The 17,522-nt window shown below is 35.4% G+C and carries 9 protein-coding genes; 5 read left to right on the top strand and 4 right to left on the bottom strand.

Going from position 1 to position 17,522, the window contains the following annotated elements:
• Positions 1–63 precede the first annotated feature (63 nt).
• Entirely contained in the window at positions 64–1,653 is a 1,590-nt protein-coding gene (locus G508_RS0108595) for a S41 family peptidase (protein ID WP_026704940.1), read from the top strand.
• A 321-nt stretch (positions 1,654–1,974) separates the two neighbouring features.
• Positions 1,975–3,591: a M1 family metallopeptidase gene (locus tag G508_RS0108590; protein ID WP_026704939.1), complete on the top strand. Its 1,617-nt coding sequence runs from the start codon at positions 1,975–1,977 to the stop codon at positions 3,589–3,591.
• Positions 3,592–3,746: 155 nt separating this feature from the next.
• On the opposite strand, the gene G508_RS0108585 is transcribed toward G508_RS0108590, so the two are convergent.
• Complete coding sequence (locus G508_RS0108585; protein ID WP_026704938.1) at positions 3,747–10,730, bottom strand: fibronectin type III domain-containing protein; 6,984 nt, start codon at positions 10,728–10,730, stop codon at positions 3,747–3,749.
• A 337-nt stretch (positions 10,731–11,067) separates the two neighbouring features.
• Here G508_RS0108585 and G508_RS0108580 point away from each other — a divergent pair, with 337 nt between their 5' ends.
• The gene (locus G508_RS0108580; RefSeq protein ID WP_026704937.1) at positions 11,068–11,466 is read left to right on the top strand and encodes a hypothetical protein; all 399 of its coding nucleotides are present in this window, start codon (positions 11,068–11,070) and stop codon (positions 11,464–11,466) included.
• A gap of 60 nt (positions 11,467–11,526) precedes the next feature.
• Here the strand turns inward: G508_RS0108580 and G508_RS0108575 are convergent, their stop codons facing one another.
• The gene (locus tag G508_RS0108575) at positions 11,527–12,153 is read right to left on the bottom strand and encodes an L-threonylcarbamoyladenylate synthase (RefSeq protein ID WP_026704936.1); all 627 of its coding nucleotides are present in this window, start codon (positions 12,151–12,153) and stop codon (positions 11,527–11,529) included.
• A gap of 63 nt (positions 12,154–12,216) precedes the next feature.
• On the bottom strand, positions 12,217–13,032 hold the full coding sequence (locus G508_RS0108570; protein WP_026704935.1) for a DUF5694 domain-containing protein: 816 nt from the start codon (positions 13,030–13,032) through the stop codon (positions 12,217–12,219).
• A 149-nt stretch (positions 13,033–13,181) separates the two neighbouring features.
• Here G508_RS0108570 and G508_RS0108565 point away from each other — a divergent pair, with 149 nt between their 5' ends.
• Positions 13,182–14,219: a sensor histidine kinase gene (locus G508_RS0108565; RefSeq protein ID WP_026704934.1), complete on the top strand. Its 1,038-nt coding sequence runs from the start codon at positions 13,182–13,184 to the stop codon at positions 14,217–14,219.
• 77 nt (positions 14,220–14,296) lie between these two features.
• A complete protein-coding gene (locus tag G508_RS0108560) occupies positions 14,297–14,989 on the top strand; it encodes a LytR/AlgR family response regulator transcription factor (RefSeq protein ID WP_026704933.1) in 693 nt (230 codons plus the stop codon).
• Between the two features lie 90 nt (positions 14,990–15,079).
• Here G508_RS0108560 and G508_RS0108555 read toward each other — a convergent pair whose 3' ends face one another.
• Positions 15,080–17,410 carry an ATP-dependent helicase gene (locus G508_RS0108555; RefSeq protein ID WP_026704932.1) on the bottom strand — a complete coding sequence of 777 codons (2,331 nt, stop codon included), beginning with the start codon at positions 17,408–17,410 and terminating at the stop codon, positions 15,080–15,082.
• Positions 17,411–17,522 lie beyond the last annotated feature (112 nt).

The following is a 17,522-nucleotide window of genomic DNA, read 5'->3' as shown; positions in this document are numbered from 1 at the left end:
TAGAGAACCATTTTTGTTTATTTTTGTTTCTACCACCAAAAGCAATTAAAAGATCCTTTTCTTATGAAGAAAATAGCATTCTCTTTCCTCCTACTGTTCATTTTAGCTAGCTGCTCATCTGTTCAGCAACATAATCGCCAACTTACGGTTTTAAAATCTGTGAAGGATTTGAAAAAAGATGTTGATTATACGTATAAGAAACTCAAAAAATTGCATCCTAATTTATATTGGTACATCAGCAAGGAAAAATTGGATTATAAATTTGATAGCTTAAAAACGACTATCACACAACCAATGACGAGTTTTGCTTTTTACAAAAAAATAGCTCCTGTTGTGAACGAAGTCCGTCAAGGACACATGATGGTTTTTCCAGTAACGAAACGCTATACGAAGAAAGAAACAAAGCAAATCATGAAAAAAGGAACCGGACCTTTTTCGCAATTTGAATTTCAGGTTTTTGATGATAAATTGTTTGTAGTAAAAAACAATTCTAAAGACAAATCTATACCAAAAGGTGCCGAAGTTATAGGAATTGATGGTAAAAATACTGCCGATTTATTACAAGATTATCAACATCTGTTTACTTCTGATGGTTACAATACCACTTATTTTAAATACAAGTTAGGAAAAGGTTTCGGAGGTTTTTATACGAATGAAAACGGTTTAAAAGACAGTTTGCTTTACAATTTCAAATATAATGATTCTATTAAATCAGTTTGGATTGCTAGAAAACCAAATGATTCGGCAAAAGTTGTAAAAACCGATACGGTAAAGACAGAAATTCCAAATCCAGTTGAAAAAAATGTTAAAACCAAAGCTCAAAAAAAAGCTGAAAGAACCAAGAAAAGTGTTTATGGTTATAATCCTGAAACGAAAACCTACAACCGCAATCTAATGTTTATGGAAGCGGATAGCAGTATTGCGGTTATGAAAATAAATACGTTCGCTATTGGAAATTACAGTACATTCTACAAGGAAAGTTTTGAAAAAATTAAAGCAAACAACGCCAAAATATTAATCATCGATTTGCGTAATAATCCTGGCGGAAGATTGAGTGAAATTAGCGATTTATATTCCTATCTTACAGATACTACTATGGTTTTTGCCGATAAATCCGAAGTTGCAACTAAAACGAGTTTATTGAGTGGCGATTATTTCAAAGGTGGCGGAGTTGGAATAAAAATATTAAAAGGAATTTTTTATCCTGTGTATGTAGGCTATACCTTTTTCAAGGTAAAAAAAGCCGATGATAATAAATACTATTATGCAACGAGTGAATCTAGACTTAAAAATCGTAAGCCAAATGCATTTGACGGAAAGATTTATGTTCTCATCAATGGCGGAAGTTTTTCGGCTTCTTGTATATTATCTTCCAATTTGCAAGGTTCAAAAAGGGCCACATTTGTAGGTGAAGAAACAGGAGGAACTTATAACGGCACAGTTGCAGGAAGGATGCCACTGATAAAATTACCACATTCTAAATTAAAAGTTCGCGTGGGATTGATGCTTATCGCTCCTTATCATAAGACTGATATTGTGGGTCGTGGTATCTTTCCAGATGTAGCCATTTTGCCAACTTTGGAAGATAGAATTAATGGAGTTGATCCTGAAATGGATTGGATTTTGGAGGATATAAAAAGAATGGAATTGTAGCTAAAATAGATTCTATGAAGGGTTAATACGCAACACGTTTAAAAAAATGTCAAAAATAAATAAAACTATTCTTTACATTATCTCATCAATTTTTGGGATAATTTTAGCCTACATTATAAATTTCGGGTTTGAATTAATTATATTTCCTGATATATGTTATTACCATTCACATCCAACAAATATCTTTATTGATTTATTTTATGATTTTCCTTCATGGAACGGTTCACATCCTTGTCCTTCAACAATCAATATAATTATAACTATTTTATTTGGAATTTACATAGGTTACTTTATAACAAACAGATATTTGAATTATAAAAAATGAGAAAAATATTTATACTGACATTATTAACAATTGCAACTTCTGTTTCTGCACAAAACTTCACGCGAAAAGATTCACTTCAAGGCGGATTTTCGTTTGAAAGAATGTGTTTTGATGTGCAACGATATGATTTGAATATAAAAGTAAATCCTGATGACCGTTCCGTTATCGGTTACAACGATATAACTTTTAAGATTATAAAACCATCCAAAACAATACAGTTGGATTTATTCGAAAACATGCAAGTTGACAGTATTGTTTTTGAAAATAAAAAACTGGATTACAAAAGAGAATTTGGAGCAGTTTTTATCCATTTTGAAAAGGAATTATTAGTTGATACTCTTGATAAAAAGTTACGGTTTTATTATTCTGGGAAGCCACAAGTTGCAGAAAATGCTCCTTGGGATGGAGGTTTTGTATTTAATAAAGATAAAAACGGAAAACCTTGGATTGGCGTTGCGGTTCAAGGAACTGGAGCAAGCTTGTGGTATCCTGTAAAAGACTCTCAAAGTGATGAACCTGATTTTGGAGCTTCGATAAAAGTGGCTGTGCCAAACGGATTGATGAATGTTTCAAACGGAAGATTCTTAGGTTCCGAAGAATTGAAAAATGGCTATACTTCTTGGAATTGGGAAGTTAAAAATCCGATCAATAATTATAATATCACGATTAATATTGGAGATTATGTTCATTTGCACGACCATCACAAAGGACTTGATTTGGATTATTACGTCATACGTGGAAACGAAGAAAAAGCAAAAAAACATTTTGAAGAAGTAAAGCCAATGATGGATTGTTTTCAATTGAAATTTGGACCTTATCCTTTTATGGGTGATGGTTATAAATTGATTGAAACTTCATATTTAGGTATGGAACATCAAAGTGCTGTAGCTTATGGTAATAAATATAGAAAAGGATATCTGGGTGGCGATCTTTCTGGAACCGGAATTGGTTTGCTTTTCGATTTTATTACAATACATGAAACAGGACATGAATGGTTTGGGAACAGCATTACTTCTCGTGATATTGCTGATATGTGGATACATGAAGGATTTACAACTTATTCTGAAACCGTATTTGTGGAATGTTTGTATGGCTATGATAAAGCAATCGAATATATAAATGGACAAAAAAGACTTGTATCAAATGAAAAAAAAATAATTGGCAACTACAGTGTGAATGATGCTGGACCCAGTGATAAATATTACAAAGGAGCCCTTTTGCTCAACACTTTGCGACATGTTATAGATAATGACGAAAAGTGGTGGAGTATGATTTTAAAATTTTCTGAAAATTATCAACATCAAATTATTGATACAAAAACGGTTATAGATTTTTTTAACAGTCAAAGCAAAATGAATCTTACCCCTATTTTTGATCAATATTTGAAATTTAAAGATATTCCTGTTCTTGAATTTCAAAAAAAGGGAAAGGGTTTTGAATATAGATGGAAAGCTAATGTGGCTGATTTTGATATGCCAGTTGATGTACTTTACAATCAAAAAGAAATTCGATTATTTCCTACAACCGATTGGAAAAAATTGGATTCAAGTATTAAAAATATTTCAAATCTAGAAGTTCTTACCAATCAATTTTATATCGATGTTTTAAAATAGAAAAGTATTTGACACCAATTTTTTTTGAAAAAAAACTTAGACACAAATTGCACTAATTTTCACAATCTGATTCGTGAAAATTAGTGCAATTTGTGTCTTTTTATGTAGTAATGATTATCCGGACATTTGGAACTTTAGAGCTTTTTTAGCTTCAATTAACGGATTATTTTTTTATTGTGGATTTTTCCATCTTTGGTCAATACATCAACAATCAACACCTGATTAGGAAGATTGAGTTCAAAACTAGAATGAAAACTATTGACATCTTCTACAGTATAAATTATCCTGCCTTGCATATCAATAATTTTTATTGAACTAATTTCGTGGTCATAGGATTTTACTGAAACTGTACTTTCTTGGTTGTAGATCAGGACTCCTTTTTGATTTGTAAATTCAGGGTTTTCTAATGCTTGATTGACATATACGATTTCAAAACGATCATCAAAAGTTCCCACATGGGTTGTAAATTCATAGCTATTGGCTTTTAAGTCATGAATAACATTTAGTAAATTATCTTTTAGATAAACATTTTGATTTACAAATAAACCATCATTATCATTGAAATTGATGCTGTGAAATCCAGCTAAAGTTGTTTTGAAACCAATCGAGATTACTTGAGAATCATCAAAAGGAAGTGGGAATGACTGAATGGAAAGTTTTTTATTTGCAATGAAAGAATAAAATTCAAGACTAGATCCCTTAGCTGTTCCATCCCAGCCTCGATCAAAATCGTTGGTAGCATTTGTAGCATAACCTATTAGTTGCTGCTTGAATCCTTCTGAATTACTAATACTAATCCACATTCTACTTTTTTCATTCACAACTGGATTTTTGAAAAACTGATCGTTGTTTCCAGCAACTCGCATATCATTATTAAAAGTTGCCGTTCCATCTGTAATTCCTTGGATAAAAAAGCCTTGTCCCGCAGCTATAAAACCGTTTGGAATATTGGCTGGATCTAATGGAAATTCTTCGGAAGGTGCAGCGGCAGTTCCTACTCCACCTAAAAGATTATAAATTGCATAGTCATCTGATGAGTAGGAATAAACTTGTCCTACTGGAGCAATTGGCGTGTTATGGGTCCATAAATAAATGGTACCGTCGAGCGAAGTATTCTCTACATCTTGAAGAAATTCATCAGCATTAATTGCTGAAGGATAAGGATTTCCAAGCAAATTAAATGCATCATCACCTATGACAGGGACTCTTATGATTCCGTTATTAGGTGTTCCGTTAAAGAAACCTTCATAAGAAACGACAGTTAGTGGATCAGTAGAATAAGTTTCTGGTGCTCTAACAATGTATCCAACACCTGGCTCCATGACATGATTTCCATTTAAATATTGATTCCAGCTATCAGTTGTTGCATTCCATCCAAAATACTTATTAAAAAGTGTAGTTGGAGAAAGATCAAATAAAGTTTGATTGATAACTGGTGATGACCAATAAGTGTAATCAAAGCGATACATCGGCTCGGTATCTCTTTGCATGGTAAAGTTGTTTCCTAAATTTTGAGCAGAATCATCTGTTTGTACTAAACTTGCATCATTATTTACTGTAAAGGTTCCATCGTCTATAATTACAGCACCATTTAATGTGATGCTTATGTCACTTGGAATTGTTACATCGGCACCATTTTCTACCGTAATGCTACAGGCAATCAAATCTGCTACGGGTGTAAAATCATCTGTAATAATAGCATTGGTAGTTCCGTCAGGATCACCTGCAGACCAAGTAAATCCATCCCAAGTTGTAGTTTGAATGATAGCACTAGTAGTTCCTGAAAATACTTCGGCACAACTTCCATTGCTGATAACAGCTCTAAAATAGGTCGTTGCCAAAATGATACCTGCATTTTCGCTCGTTAAAACATCAGTAAAATTAGAAAGGTTAGTGACACCAGTTGCAAATGTTGGATCTTCGGAACGTTGCCAGTACAAGACATTTCCGGTATGGCCTGTTAGGGTAATTTCACCAGGTTCGGTTCTTAGACATACATCCTGACTTGGACTCAAAGAGCCACCTAAAGATGGAGTTAGAACGGTTACATCAGCACTATCAACATCTACAATTCCGTTTGCATCTCTAACAGTTACCGAATAATTTTCGGTTCCAATTGTGTTCGTTGGAGGTGTCGCTGTTGCTGAGTTACCTAGTCCATCCGACCATTCATAGGTGTATGGAGCATCACCACCAGAAGTTACGGCAGATAATGTTACTGCTTGGTTTTGACAAAATTCACCATAGCCTGAAAGAACTACTGTAAAATCTCCACCTTTAATACCCGTAAATGCAGAAGTCTCTCCAGAAGTTAAAGTTGCACCCACAACTGACAAGGTGGTACCTGAAAGGGGATCAAATTTTACCCAAGGATTGGTGATTGGGTCAAAGTTACCAGAAAGTTGTGCTGCAGCAATTGTAGTAACATCTGCGGAAGCGTCTTCGGGCAAATAAGTAGCGGTAATAGTAGCAACGGCACCAGTTATCCCCGATTGATTTACGTTCCAATAACGAGTGAGGTGATTTTGTATGCTGTTATTATCAGGATGTTTACCATCTTTTACTGAAACGCCAACATAGGCACTTGAAAATGATCCTGCTGTAATATTCACTTCGATAGGAGAATAGGCAGGAGTAGTATTTTCACCTATCGGGAAGAAATAACTCCCTAGACCTGTGAACGATTTTCGTACTTCCCCTGTCGTTCCTGTTACAATCATCTTCGTAGCATCAAACGTTCCTGCAACTGGATTCGTGCCGAGATTTAGAATTGTACTTTCTACGATAAGCTGTCCAGAATTTAGCGTAAGTGTTCCGTTTATGCTTGAATTAATTCCAAGTAGAACATTGCCATTTGTATTGGCAATTGTCAGGTTGTCGAAAGTTGGACTTGTACTGCCTGATATATTTTGAGTTGTTAATCCAGTCATGACAATTGTTTTCCCCGTAAAATCAACAGTGTTATTCAAGGTCAAATTTCCAGTAATGTTGAGTGGAGTTGGAAAAATAGCTCCAGAGCCAGTAATGGTCAAATTATTATAGGCCACAAGACCAGTAGTGAGTTGAGGAATAGTTTGGTTAGTTCCTGTAAAATCTACCGTATTTTCTACAGCACCAGGTGAAAAAATCCCTATCCTATTAAAAACGCCCGATATGTGCATTATGTTTCCAGTTTGGGGTCTGAGTCCAGCTCCTGTTTCAATCGTAATATTATTAAAAGTAGTTTCTCCTGCAATCGTTGCATCTAAGTTTAAAAAAGAAACCGTACTTGTAGCAACTGGAATAAATGTCCCATTGTTGATCCAAGCCCCTCCCGCTCCATGAATATTAAATTGTGAACCTGCTGGTGCATTGACAATTCCTCCAGTTTCAATGTTTAATTTTCCAATATCAGTAGTAGGATTAATGGTAGGATCGTTTGGTGTGGTTGCCCCATCGGGAATAATAACTGTGGTAATACTTGATGGAACAGCATTTCCTACCCAATTTGCTGCAGTTGTCCAGGACGTACTCTCTGAACCATCCCATATTGCAGTTCCTGCTTCATATTCGTCCAGAGTAAGTTCCACCAGCCCAAAATTCGGTTGAAAAAAGACACCTACGTTTACATTGGTAAGTTCTACCCAATTTTCAGTAGTATTATAATTAGATCTTCCTTGTTCTAACGTAGTAGGTCCGCTTATGATATGAGCCCAATCTACTAAAGCAGCCTCATTATTTCCGTTAAGTTCAGAATCCAAATAATGTGCTTTTATAATGGCTTTTGTTCCCGTTCCACCTGTTTGCTTAAAATCATATTTTCTGAGTATAGCACTAGGACGCCAAGTTACAGCTGTGCCTATTTGAATTCTAAGTCCCATAGAAGTTGGTAAAGTTCCGATAGCTGGAAAAATAATAGAAGTCTCGTGATGCCCAAAAGTATAGAGTACATTCGACATGATATTAGTCCTGATGACATCGCCGGTAACATCGCCAATTCCTGTATTAGTTGCATTTCCTCCCATCAACAATTCAAAAGCTCCCATAGATAAGCTCCCCACTGTTGCAGAAGGATTTGCCGTTGGAAGGTTTAAAGTTCCGTTAACAGTCAAAGCCCCACCAGCTGTTGCTCCTCCTGTTGGAGATATGGTAAGCCCATTATAAGTTCCAATAACCACGGTTTGGGCTGTTGAAGCTGAATTATAATGAACGGTTCCATTACCCGACCACGTTTTTCCTGTTGGTAAAGGTGTTGCAGATGTATTGCTTGTTTGGAGTGTTCCGTTTACTGTCGCTGTTGTCAATGTTCCTGTCAAGGCATTGGTTCCCATATTTAAAATCTGACTGCTTGCTATATTCAAGGTACCGTTAACAGCAAGTGCATTACCAACAGTTGTTGTATTAGCAGTTGTTGTTGCAATTGTAAGATTGTTCAAAAGGTTGGTTGTTCCTACTGTAGTTTGATCAAAACTTAATGTGTTACTTGATGTTCCCGCAATAATTAAGTTACTTGTAGCACTACCTTTGATTCCTGCCGTTGTGGTATTGGTTATAGTTCCATTAGAAGTTAATGTATTAGAAGCTATACCTAATTTTGCATTGTTATTAAAACTTAAATTGCTTACTACCTCTAAGTTACCAGACATGGTTGCATTTCCATTTAAAACAAAGGTTTCAGCTGTACCACTAAAAGGTACAAAATTGGTCGATGGAATAGCAACTAAGGAGATATCGTCTAAGGCAAACTCATCAAAATCAACACTTCCAGAGACAGCAGCGCTTTCCCATCTAAGATAATAATCTGCTCCAGCTGCAATCGTTAATCCCGTAATTGTTGTAGAACGATAATATCCTTTCCATTGAGGAATTCCATCAGCTGTTGCTGGTGAAATTGTATTGATAATTGGTACCGTAGTGTAAGCTGAATTATTTGCAGAATAACTAAAATTAAAACTACTAGAGGAAGCTTGATCATTATAAATAAATACCTTATAACCTATATTTAATGATGTAATAGTTGCTCCAGTTCGGTTTTGAAACTTAAGGGTAATAGTTCCTGGTGCAAAATCTCCAGTACCGGGTTGTATCCCTAACGAAGAATTGTCTGTTTGTGTTTCGAAAGCATAAAGCCCAGGATCTGCAGTGCCTCCACTAGAAACACCTTGATCATAATCACTATCTTCTGGGCTGGTAGCCCCAAAAGCTAAATTTCCATCACTGAATCCTGTAAATGCCCACGCTCCTGAATTTAATTGTCCTGATTCTACAGGTGTTGCAACACCATCTCCTTGAAAAGCATCTGAATTAACACCATCCACAGTCGTGTCAAAATTTATAGTATTAACGGTATTTGCAGTGTAAATTTGCCAGCCTACAGGTGTTGCCAGAGTAGTGGCATTTCCTGTCAGTCCTGTTGTAGTATAATTTTCTAAACCACCACTACCATTATAATCTACCACCGAAACATGATAATTTGTGGAAGCTGACAATCCCGTTACAGTGGCTGAATTTCCAGTTCCTGAATAAGCCACAAAATTTCCAGTACCAATTTCAGATCCCGAACCAAATTGTGCAACAGCCGTATAACTTTGTCCATCAACGGGCAATGCATTCACAGCACCCGCTTGACGGATAAGTAGCAACCTTCTGGCCCCTGTTCCGTTTGTCCAATTGACTGTGAAACTGGTTGACGTTATTGCTGTAAAGTTTATGGCACTTGACACTGAAGGCTGAGATGCCAAAACGGTAGCGCTAACGTTCACCGTTTTAGCTGTAGCTCCCGTAGCGGTATTATTCACCACAACATTATAGAAATTAGATGGGGCTCCAGAAGTTGTTCTAACATATATTGTTAACGGTTGTCCGTTTATAGTATTACCATTTCTTGCTAATGTCAAAGAAGGAAAAAACGTACTATTATTGGTGGAAACCTCAAAATTTGTAGGAGGAGTGACAACAGGGTCAGCCGTAAGATTTACACCCGAAATAGTATAAGTAGAAGCTACAGATGGAGTTCCTGTAACAGAAATGGCAAGATTTAAAGAAGCAGTCGAAACGGTCAAATTGGGTACTCCTGCTGGATCGATTGTAAAAGTACTAGAATTAGAAATAGTACTTCCATTTGCAACTGTAACAGTTGCCGTGCCAGAAGTTACAATATCAGAAGCAAGAATATTTACTGTTAACTGAGTTGGAGAAACATAGGTTGTTGTCCTGTTATTACCATTCCATCGAACTATACTTGAAGGTGAAAAATTCTGACCAGTTACTGTTATGCTAAAAGCTCCAGTTCCAGCAATCTTAGAATTTGGTGTCAGAGAGGCTATAAAAGGAACCCCAACTGTTACTTTTACATTATCAAAAAAAGAAGTTTGATTAGCTGTTGTTCCCCCGTTAAAATAACCTCCTATTAATGGTAAAGCAGTATTTGTATAAGTAGAATTTATAACACTCCCTTGTGATGTTAAGGTTCCTGTTGATGGGTCTGCAAAAGCAGTTGTTCCATCATTTCTCACAAAAAGTTGCCAGGTATTGGTACTGGGTGTATAGACAACACGGATGCTTAAATACTGGGTTCCAAAATCGGTCAAGCCTGTTGTGTTAGAAGTTATAATATTGGTGTTTGTTCTAATACCGGATGTGTATCTTACTAACTTAATTGGATCTGTAGTGCCTGAATTTCCTAAAATTACGGCATAACCTGTTCCAGTTACATTTGTGGTACCCGCTGTTCCTGCCAAAATAAATGCTGTACCAAAAACGGTACTTCCAAATCCAGCAGGATTAGTTCTAATTTGTCTCATATTAAAAGTCCATGTCACAGGACCTGGATTATTAACTAATGTGCTTGTATAAGGTGACAAAAAATTGCTTGAAGATGTAGAGCCTAAAACCCAACCATTAGAATTTGAACCATTTGTTCCATCATTTGTCAAGATGAGTCGGTTTAAAATCCCAGCACCAAAATCGGCACCACTTCGGGTCATTGTCCAAGTTGGTGAATCTGTAATCAAACCATTTGTAACGGTATATACTGTATTTGCAGGACTTGAAAAATCATCATTGAAAACAGTAGTGGTTTGTCCAACGGAAAGATGGTAAACGAAAAATAAACCTATAGCAATAAATGCTCTTAGGCTAAAAGAGGTAATCTTTTTCATAGTAGGTCATTTAGATTCTTGTGGGGCAAGAATGTTTCAACTAAATTAAAGAAAATGCCATAATTTAAAAAATGCTAATTGTTAATTTTTTGTGATATAATTATGAAATAGTGCTTTTGAGTTACTGATATAGTATTTGTCTTACGGAATTATTTGTTATAAGATATATTTTATGTCAATAATAGAATTTTATTTTTCTTCTATTCATGGATTAAAACAAGTTAGGTCAACCACACTTTATTTACAGATATCATTATTAAAATGGTTAATTAAATTCTTAATAACTATTATAAAAAAAGAATAGGAGCTTTGATTTTCTTCGTAATTTTAAAAGAAAATGAGTACAAGAGACCAATTTATCAGAGAATTTAGAGGGGAAATGCTTGGAACCATCAACAGTCAATCTTCAGCCGAAGAATTTTTTCAAAATGAAACCCTCCGTCCAATTCTAAAACTTCAGAATGATTTATTTTTGGATGTTTTTAGAAATTATATTGCGAAAAGTAAAACCGATTTTTATAATTTCAATGTAGAAAAGAAAATGCTTTTCATCGAGAATTCTATCCAGCGGGATATCAAATTTAGGAATTCTCTAAAAGGAATTGTGATTGGATTGTTCACGATTGACGAATATTCACGTTACATTGAAAATTCATCTTCTTTAAATAAAAGAATGATGTCGTTATTGATTGAACGATTAAAAAGTCAGGTGTTGCTTTTTGAATTGCAGATGTAAAAAAAGCCAAAGATTCACAGATTAAGAAGTATTAAAATCTGTGAATCTTTGGTTAAATATTTAGAAATCAATAATATCAATATCTCCTTTACCTTCCCGAACCAAAACCGGCTCGTGACCAGATAAATCAATAATGGTTGAAGGCTGGTTATCTCCATAACCACCATCAATCACAACATCTACAAGGTTTTGCCATTTCTCGAAAATCAATTCCGGATCGGTTGTATATTCAATCACATCATCTTCATCATAAATAGAAGTGGATACAATTGGATTTCCAAGTTGGCGAACAATTTCCAAAGCAATCGAATTATCAGGAACACGAATACCAACAGTAGTTTTCTTCTTAAATTCCTTCGGAAGATTATTATTTCCGGGCAAAATAAAAGTATAAGCTCCAGGCAAAGCCCTTTTTAACAACTTAAAAGTACTGGTGTCAATTTGCTTCACATAATCCGAAAGGTTACTCAAATCAGAACAGACAAACGAGAAGTTTGCCTTTTCCAGTTTGATGCCCTTAATTTTTGCAATACGTTCCAAAGCTCTCGAATTGGTAATATCACAACCTAAACCATAAACCGTATCAGTTGGATAAATAACCAAGCCTCCGTCTTTTAAAACCTTTACGACTTTTGCAATTGCAGCTTCACTAGGTTTATCTTCGTATATTTTTATAAACTGGCCCATATCTTACTTTAATTTTATTTCAAGTTACGCAAAATTAAAGAAATAGTAGGATTATTTAGTGTTTTATTTCAAATACAAAAAAGGATCAACTAACTTATATCGTGGACTTCTTTTCATAAAATCATTGAAAAAAGCTGTGTGGCTGGCTCCCATCAAGATGAAAACACGGTCATCGGCTTTTAATTCAATTTGGTTGAGGTTGGAAAACATTCTGATATTTCTATGGTAATATTTTGCCGCTTCATCAGCTCCTTCAAAATTTCCTTTTGTAGAAACGTATGTCAGGATATCGGCATTTACATTCAACAGAAAATCCAAATATTGAGGATGATTGTCAACCTTTAATTTATCCAATAACGAAAGATTGTCATAATTCAGCCTAACTTCCTCTTTTTCGATAAGTTCAAAATAGCGTTCATACGTATTATCATTCACTTTTTCCTTAACAGAATTCGGAATCATATAATTGTAGCTCATCTGATGATCAATTCCATAAATACGAGTAGTCTTGCTTAATCTTCCAATTTCAAAAGCCAAAAGTTCTATTTCAGAAGGATGTTTAAACTTCATTTCTGGATTGTTGAGGTAGTCCTGATAGGCTTTTTGAATCAAATGATTGTTTTCTGGAATATCTTCTACAATTATAACGGTGGGCTTAAATTCAGCCAACATTTTAGCAACCTTATGTACGTCTTCCTGATTCTTCTTATTGTGTTCATCGAAATCGACTGAGGTAGCATCAGAAGTAAAACCCATGTGGAAGGTTCCGAAATTCAAAACCGGAACGGCATCTGGGAACTTGTCTTGAAAAATCGGTTTTTGCTGAGCCTGAAGTTGTGAAATAATCAACAATTGAAGGAATAAAAATAACTTGTTCATGGTTTAAGTGTTTTAAGATTTGATGACAAAAATCCACTCTTTCTTCATTTTAAATCGAATCTTTTCGATGAACACCCCATAATTATCGGTCAACACTTTTTTGGTTTCAAAAATGCACTCGTACCTTTACCAAAAATGAAAAATTCCTCATGAAGCTATTTTCTAGACAAAAAGAAATCATCATACATCTGCTCTATTGGCTGGTTATTCTAGTCAGTTCTATCATAAAACTCCAGCCCGAAAAAGAGCTTGTTTTTGGTTTTGAAGTAACGCTTTTTAGCATAAGTAATTTATTTATCAGCATTTCGACATTCTACCTCAATTATCTTTATATCATGAAAAGGTTTTTTGATGTTAAGATGTTGAGTAAATTTTTGATTGGCTTCTTTTTAATCTTTGCCTATTTCATCACGTTCCGTTATCTGCTCGAAGAAGTTTTGTTTTTGCATTTGTTCGGAACCGGAAATTATTTTGAAGGAACCACTCTCCAATATTATATTTTTGACAATCTACATTGGGCTTCGGCACCGATTTTTGCAAGTACGATAATTTGGATTGTAATAAATTTTATTAGAACGCTCCAGAAGGAAGTTGTTTTAAATGAAGAAAAGAAATTCGCAGAGATTCAGTTTTTAAAGTCGCAAATCAATCCGCATTTTATTTTTAATACGTTGAATAATATCTATTCGATGGTTTTCCTTAAATCCGAAAAAGCCTTGCCAGCAATTGAAAAATTGAGCGAGATTATGCGTTTTACAACTTATGAAACCCAAAAAGAACTAATTCCCATTGGAAGCGAAATCAAATACATCGAAAGTTTTATCGATTTGGAACGGATTCGCAATACCAAGGAAATTCACATTCGGTTTTTGACTGAAATAGAAAATAAAAATCAGATGCTTCCACCCTATTTGCTTTTGCCTTTTATCGAAAATTGCATCAAGCACGGGATTTTGGATGAAGAAGAAAATCCAGTTGTTTTCTCTATTAAATCAGATGAAAAAAAACTCATCATTGATGTTGAAAATAAGATAAACAACAAATTGAAAGATGCACATTCAGGAATTGGCGTATCGAATTTGAGAAAACGATTGGACCATTATTTTTCGAATAAATATCGGTTTGATGTTATGAATGATGGAGTAAATTTTAAAAGCCTTTTGGAAATTAATTTAACCACAGATTAAATGGATTAAAACGGATTCCCTCAGATATTTAATTCTAAATTTTTAATTTCTGTAAATCTGTGGCAAAATATTAAGCAATGAAAAAAATAAAATGCATCATCCTTGACGATGAACCTTTGGCTGTCGAACTTTTAAAAAATTATGCCAATAAACTACTGCAATTGGAAGTAGTTTTAGCGACAACTGATGTTTTTGAAGTCATTGAATTGCTTCAGAAACAAACCGTTGATTTGATTTTTATTGATATTCAAATGCCCGAATTGTCTGGCATCCAGTTGATGCAGATGTTCAACAAGGATAATTATTTTATTGTCACGACCGCTTATGCAAATTATGCTTTGGAAAGCTATGATTACCGAGTTGTAGATTATTTGTTGAAACCCATTACGTTTGATAAATTCCATAAAGCGGTGACTAAATTTACCGATTTTGTCACTTTAGAAGCAAAAGAAACTTCCAATTATTTATTTGTAAAAGTCGATGGAAAGCAAGTCAAGATCAATCCAAAGGACATTATTTTTATAGAAGGATTAAGCGATTACATCCGAATCCATCTGCAAAATGAACGCCTGATTGTTTTGGATAATTTGAAAGATTTCATCAACAAACTTCCTTCAAAGGATTTTATGCGAATCCATAAATCGTATATCATCCAACTCGATAAAATAAAATCCATTGACGGGAACTTGATTTACCACGAATTAGGATCCACTCCTATTGGAGAGACTTATAAAGGTGAGGTTAAAAGGTGGATTGGGAATAGAGACTAGTATTATTTTTCTTTGCGTCTTTGAGAGCCATTTTTACAACGTAAAGTCACAAAGTGAGAAAGTTTACCATATCAATTAAAGCCTCAAATATTACCCAATCACATCCAACTTCGCAAAACGCAATAGCAATTTCTTAATCCCGCCAATTTCAAATTTAATTTCTGCTTTTTTATCAGCTCCAGCTCCTTCGATATTCACTACTTCTCCTTTTCCAAAACGCTCGTGCATCACAATATTCCCAATAGTTAAACCACTATCAAATAGGTTGGCTCCCGTTTTTGTTGGACTGGAAACAGGTTTTAATTTCCTGATATTCAAATCAGATTTAGGTTCGTTATTCGTGATGTATTTTGGCGGAGTACCGCTAACGGGTTTCATCTGTCGCAATTTCGATTTATCGACATCACCAAAAATATCGCTGTCAATCATTGGCTTGTAGCGGTAATTGGTTTCCTCGGGAGATAAATATTCCAAATACTCACTTTCAATTTCGTTGATAAAACGCGAAGGTTCACTATCCGTCAGTTTTCCCCATCGGTAACGCGATTGAGCATAGGTCAAATAAGCTTGATGTTCAGCTCTAGTTAAGGCCACATAAAATAAACGGCGTTCTTCCTCCAATTCACTTCTCGTACTCATGGACATGGCACTCGGAAACAAATCTTCTTCCATCCCAACTACAAAAACATACGGAAACTCAAGACCTTTTGCCAAGTGAATCGTCATCAAGGCTACACGGTCGTCGTCGCCCGTATCTTTATCCAAGTCAGTCGCCAAAGCCACATCTTCCATAAATTCCGATAAGGCTCCTCTTGCTCCATCAATTTCTCTTTGGCCTTCGATAAAATCCTTTATACCGTTTAGAAGCTCCTCGATGTTTTCAATTTTTGCAATTCCTTCTGGCGTTGCATCTTTCTTTAATTCCTGAATCAATCCGGTTTTCTTGGTCACGTGGTCAGCCAAATAAAAAGCATCCTGATTTTCATTTATTACTTGAAAACTCTGAATCATGGTGACAAAATCCTGCAATTTTGCTTTGGTTCCGGAATTCAATTTCAAATCGATTCGGTCGATGTTCTGCATTATTTCAAAAATCGAACGTTTATAATGGTTTGCAGCAATCGTCAATTTTTCTACCGTTGTATCGCCAATTCCACGAGCGGGATAATTGATGACCCGAATCAACGCTTCCTCATCTTTCGGATTGATGACCAATCGCAAATAACACAGTACGTCCTTGATTTCTTTCCTTTGATAAAAAGACAATCCTCCATAAATTCGATACGGAATATCGCGTTTACGCAAGGCATCCTCCATCGCTCTGGATTGTGCATTTGTTCTATATAAAATCGCAAATTGTCCGTTCGTGAGTTGATTTTGCATTTTTTGTTCCCAAATGGTAGAAGCCACAAAACGGCCTTCTTCCCCATCGGTCATGCTTCGGTGCACTTTTACTTTCGGTCCGAAATCATTGGCTGTCCAAACCACCTTGTCAAGCTTAGTTTTGTTCTTGTCGATAATGGAATTTGCCGCTTCTACAATATTTTTTGTAGAACGGTAATTTTGTTCCAAACGATAGGTTTTTACCCCTTCATAATCTTTTTGGAAATTCAAGATGTTGTTGATGTTTGCACCTCGAAAGGCATAAATACTTTGAGCATCATCTCCAACAACGCAAATATTTTGGAACCTGTCCGATAAAGCCCTAACAATCAAATACTGAGAATGGTTCGTATCTTGGTACTCATCGACCAAAATATAGCGGAAACGGTCTTGGTATTTGGCCAAAACATCGGGAAATCTATTTAATAATTCATTGGTTTTCAATAGCAAATCATCAAAATCCATTGCTCCAGATTTGAAGCAACGTTCTACATATTGTTGATAGATTTCACCAATACGTGGTTTTTTTGACATCGCATCGGCTTCCTGTAATTCTGGATTATTGAAGTAGGCTTTCACCGTGATGAGGCTGTTTTTATAAGAAGAAATTCTTCCTAAAACCTGTTTTGGCTTATAAATGTCACGGTCAAGTTGCATTTCCTTGATAATAGCCGAAATCAAACGGACACTGTCTTGTGTGTCGTAAATCGTAAAGTTGGAAGGATAACCCAATTTGTCAGCTTCCGAGCGAAGAATTCGAGCAAAAACGGAGTGAAAGGTTCCCATCCAAAGGTTTTTTGCTTCCGATGAACCAACGATATCCGAGATACGTTTCTTCATTTCCCGAGCAGCCTTGTTGGTAAAGGTTAATGCCAAAATATTGAAAGCATCTACACCCAAACTCATCAAATAGGCAATCCTGATGGTCAACACCCTCGTTTTCCCAGAACCTGCACCAGCGATAATAATCATTGGTCCGTCCTTGTGGAGAACGGGTTCCTGTTGTGCATCATTCAGCTGGCTAATGTATTTTTGCATTATGATTTTAATTTTTTCAAAATTAAGACTACTGTAGCGTTATTGCAAATGGGAAATGGATATTTATTTGGCTTAAAGAAGAAATTTTTGAAGTCGCTTTTTTCACACAAAG

Origin of the sequence: Flavobacterium soli DSM 19725 (genome assembly GCF_000422705.1) — a bacterium.
GTDB classification, from domain to species: Bacteria; Bacteroidota; Bacteroidia; order Flavobacteriales; family Flavobacteriaceae; genus Flavobacterium; species Flavobacterium soli.
This window is presented reverse-complemented; position numbering and strand designations above follow the sequence as displayed.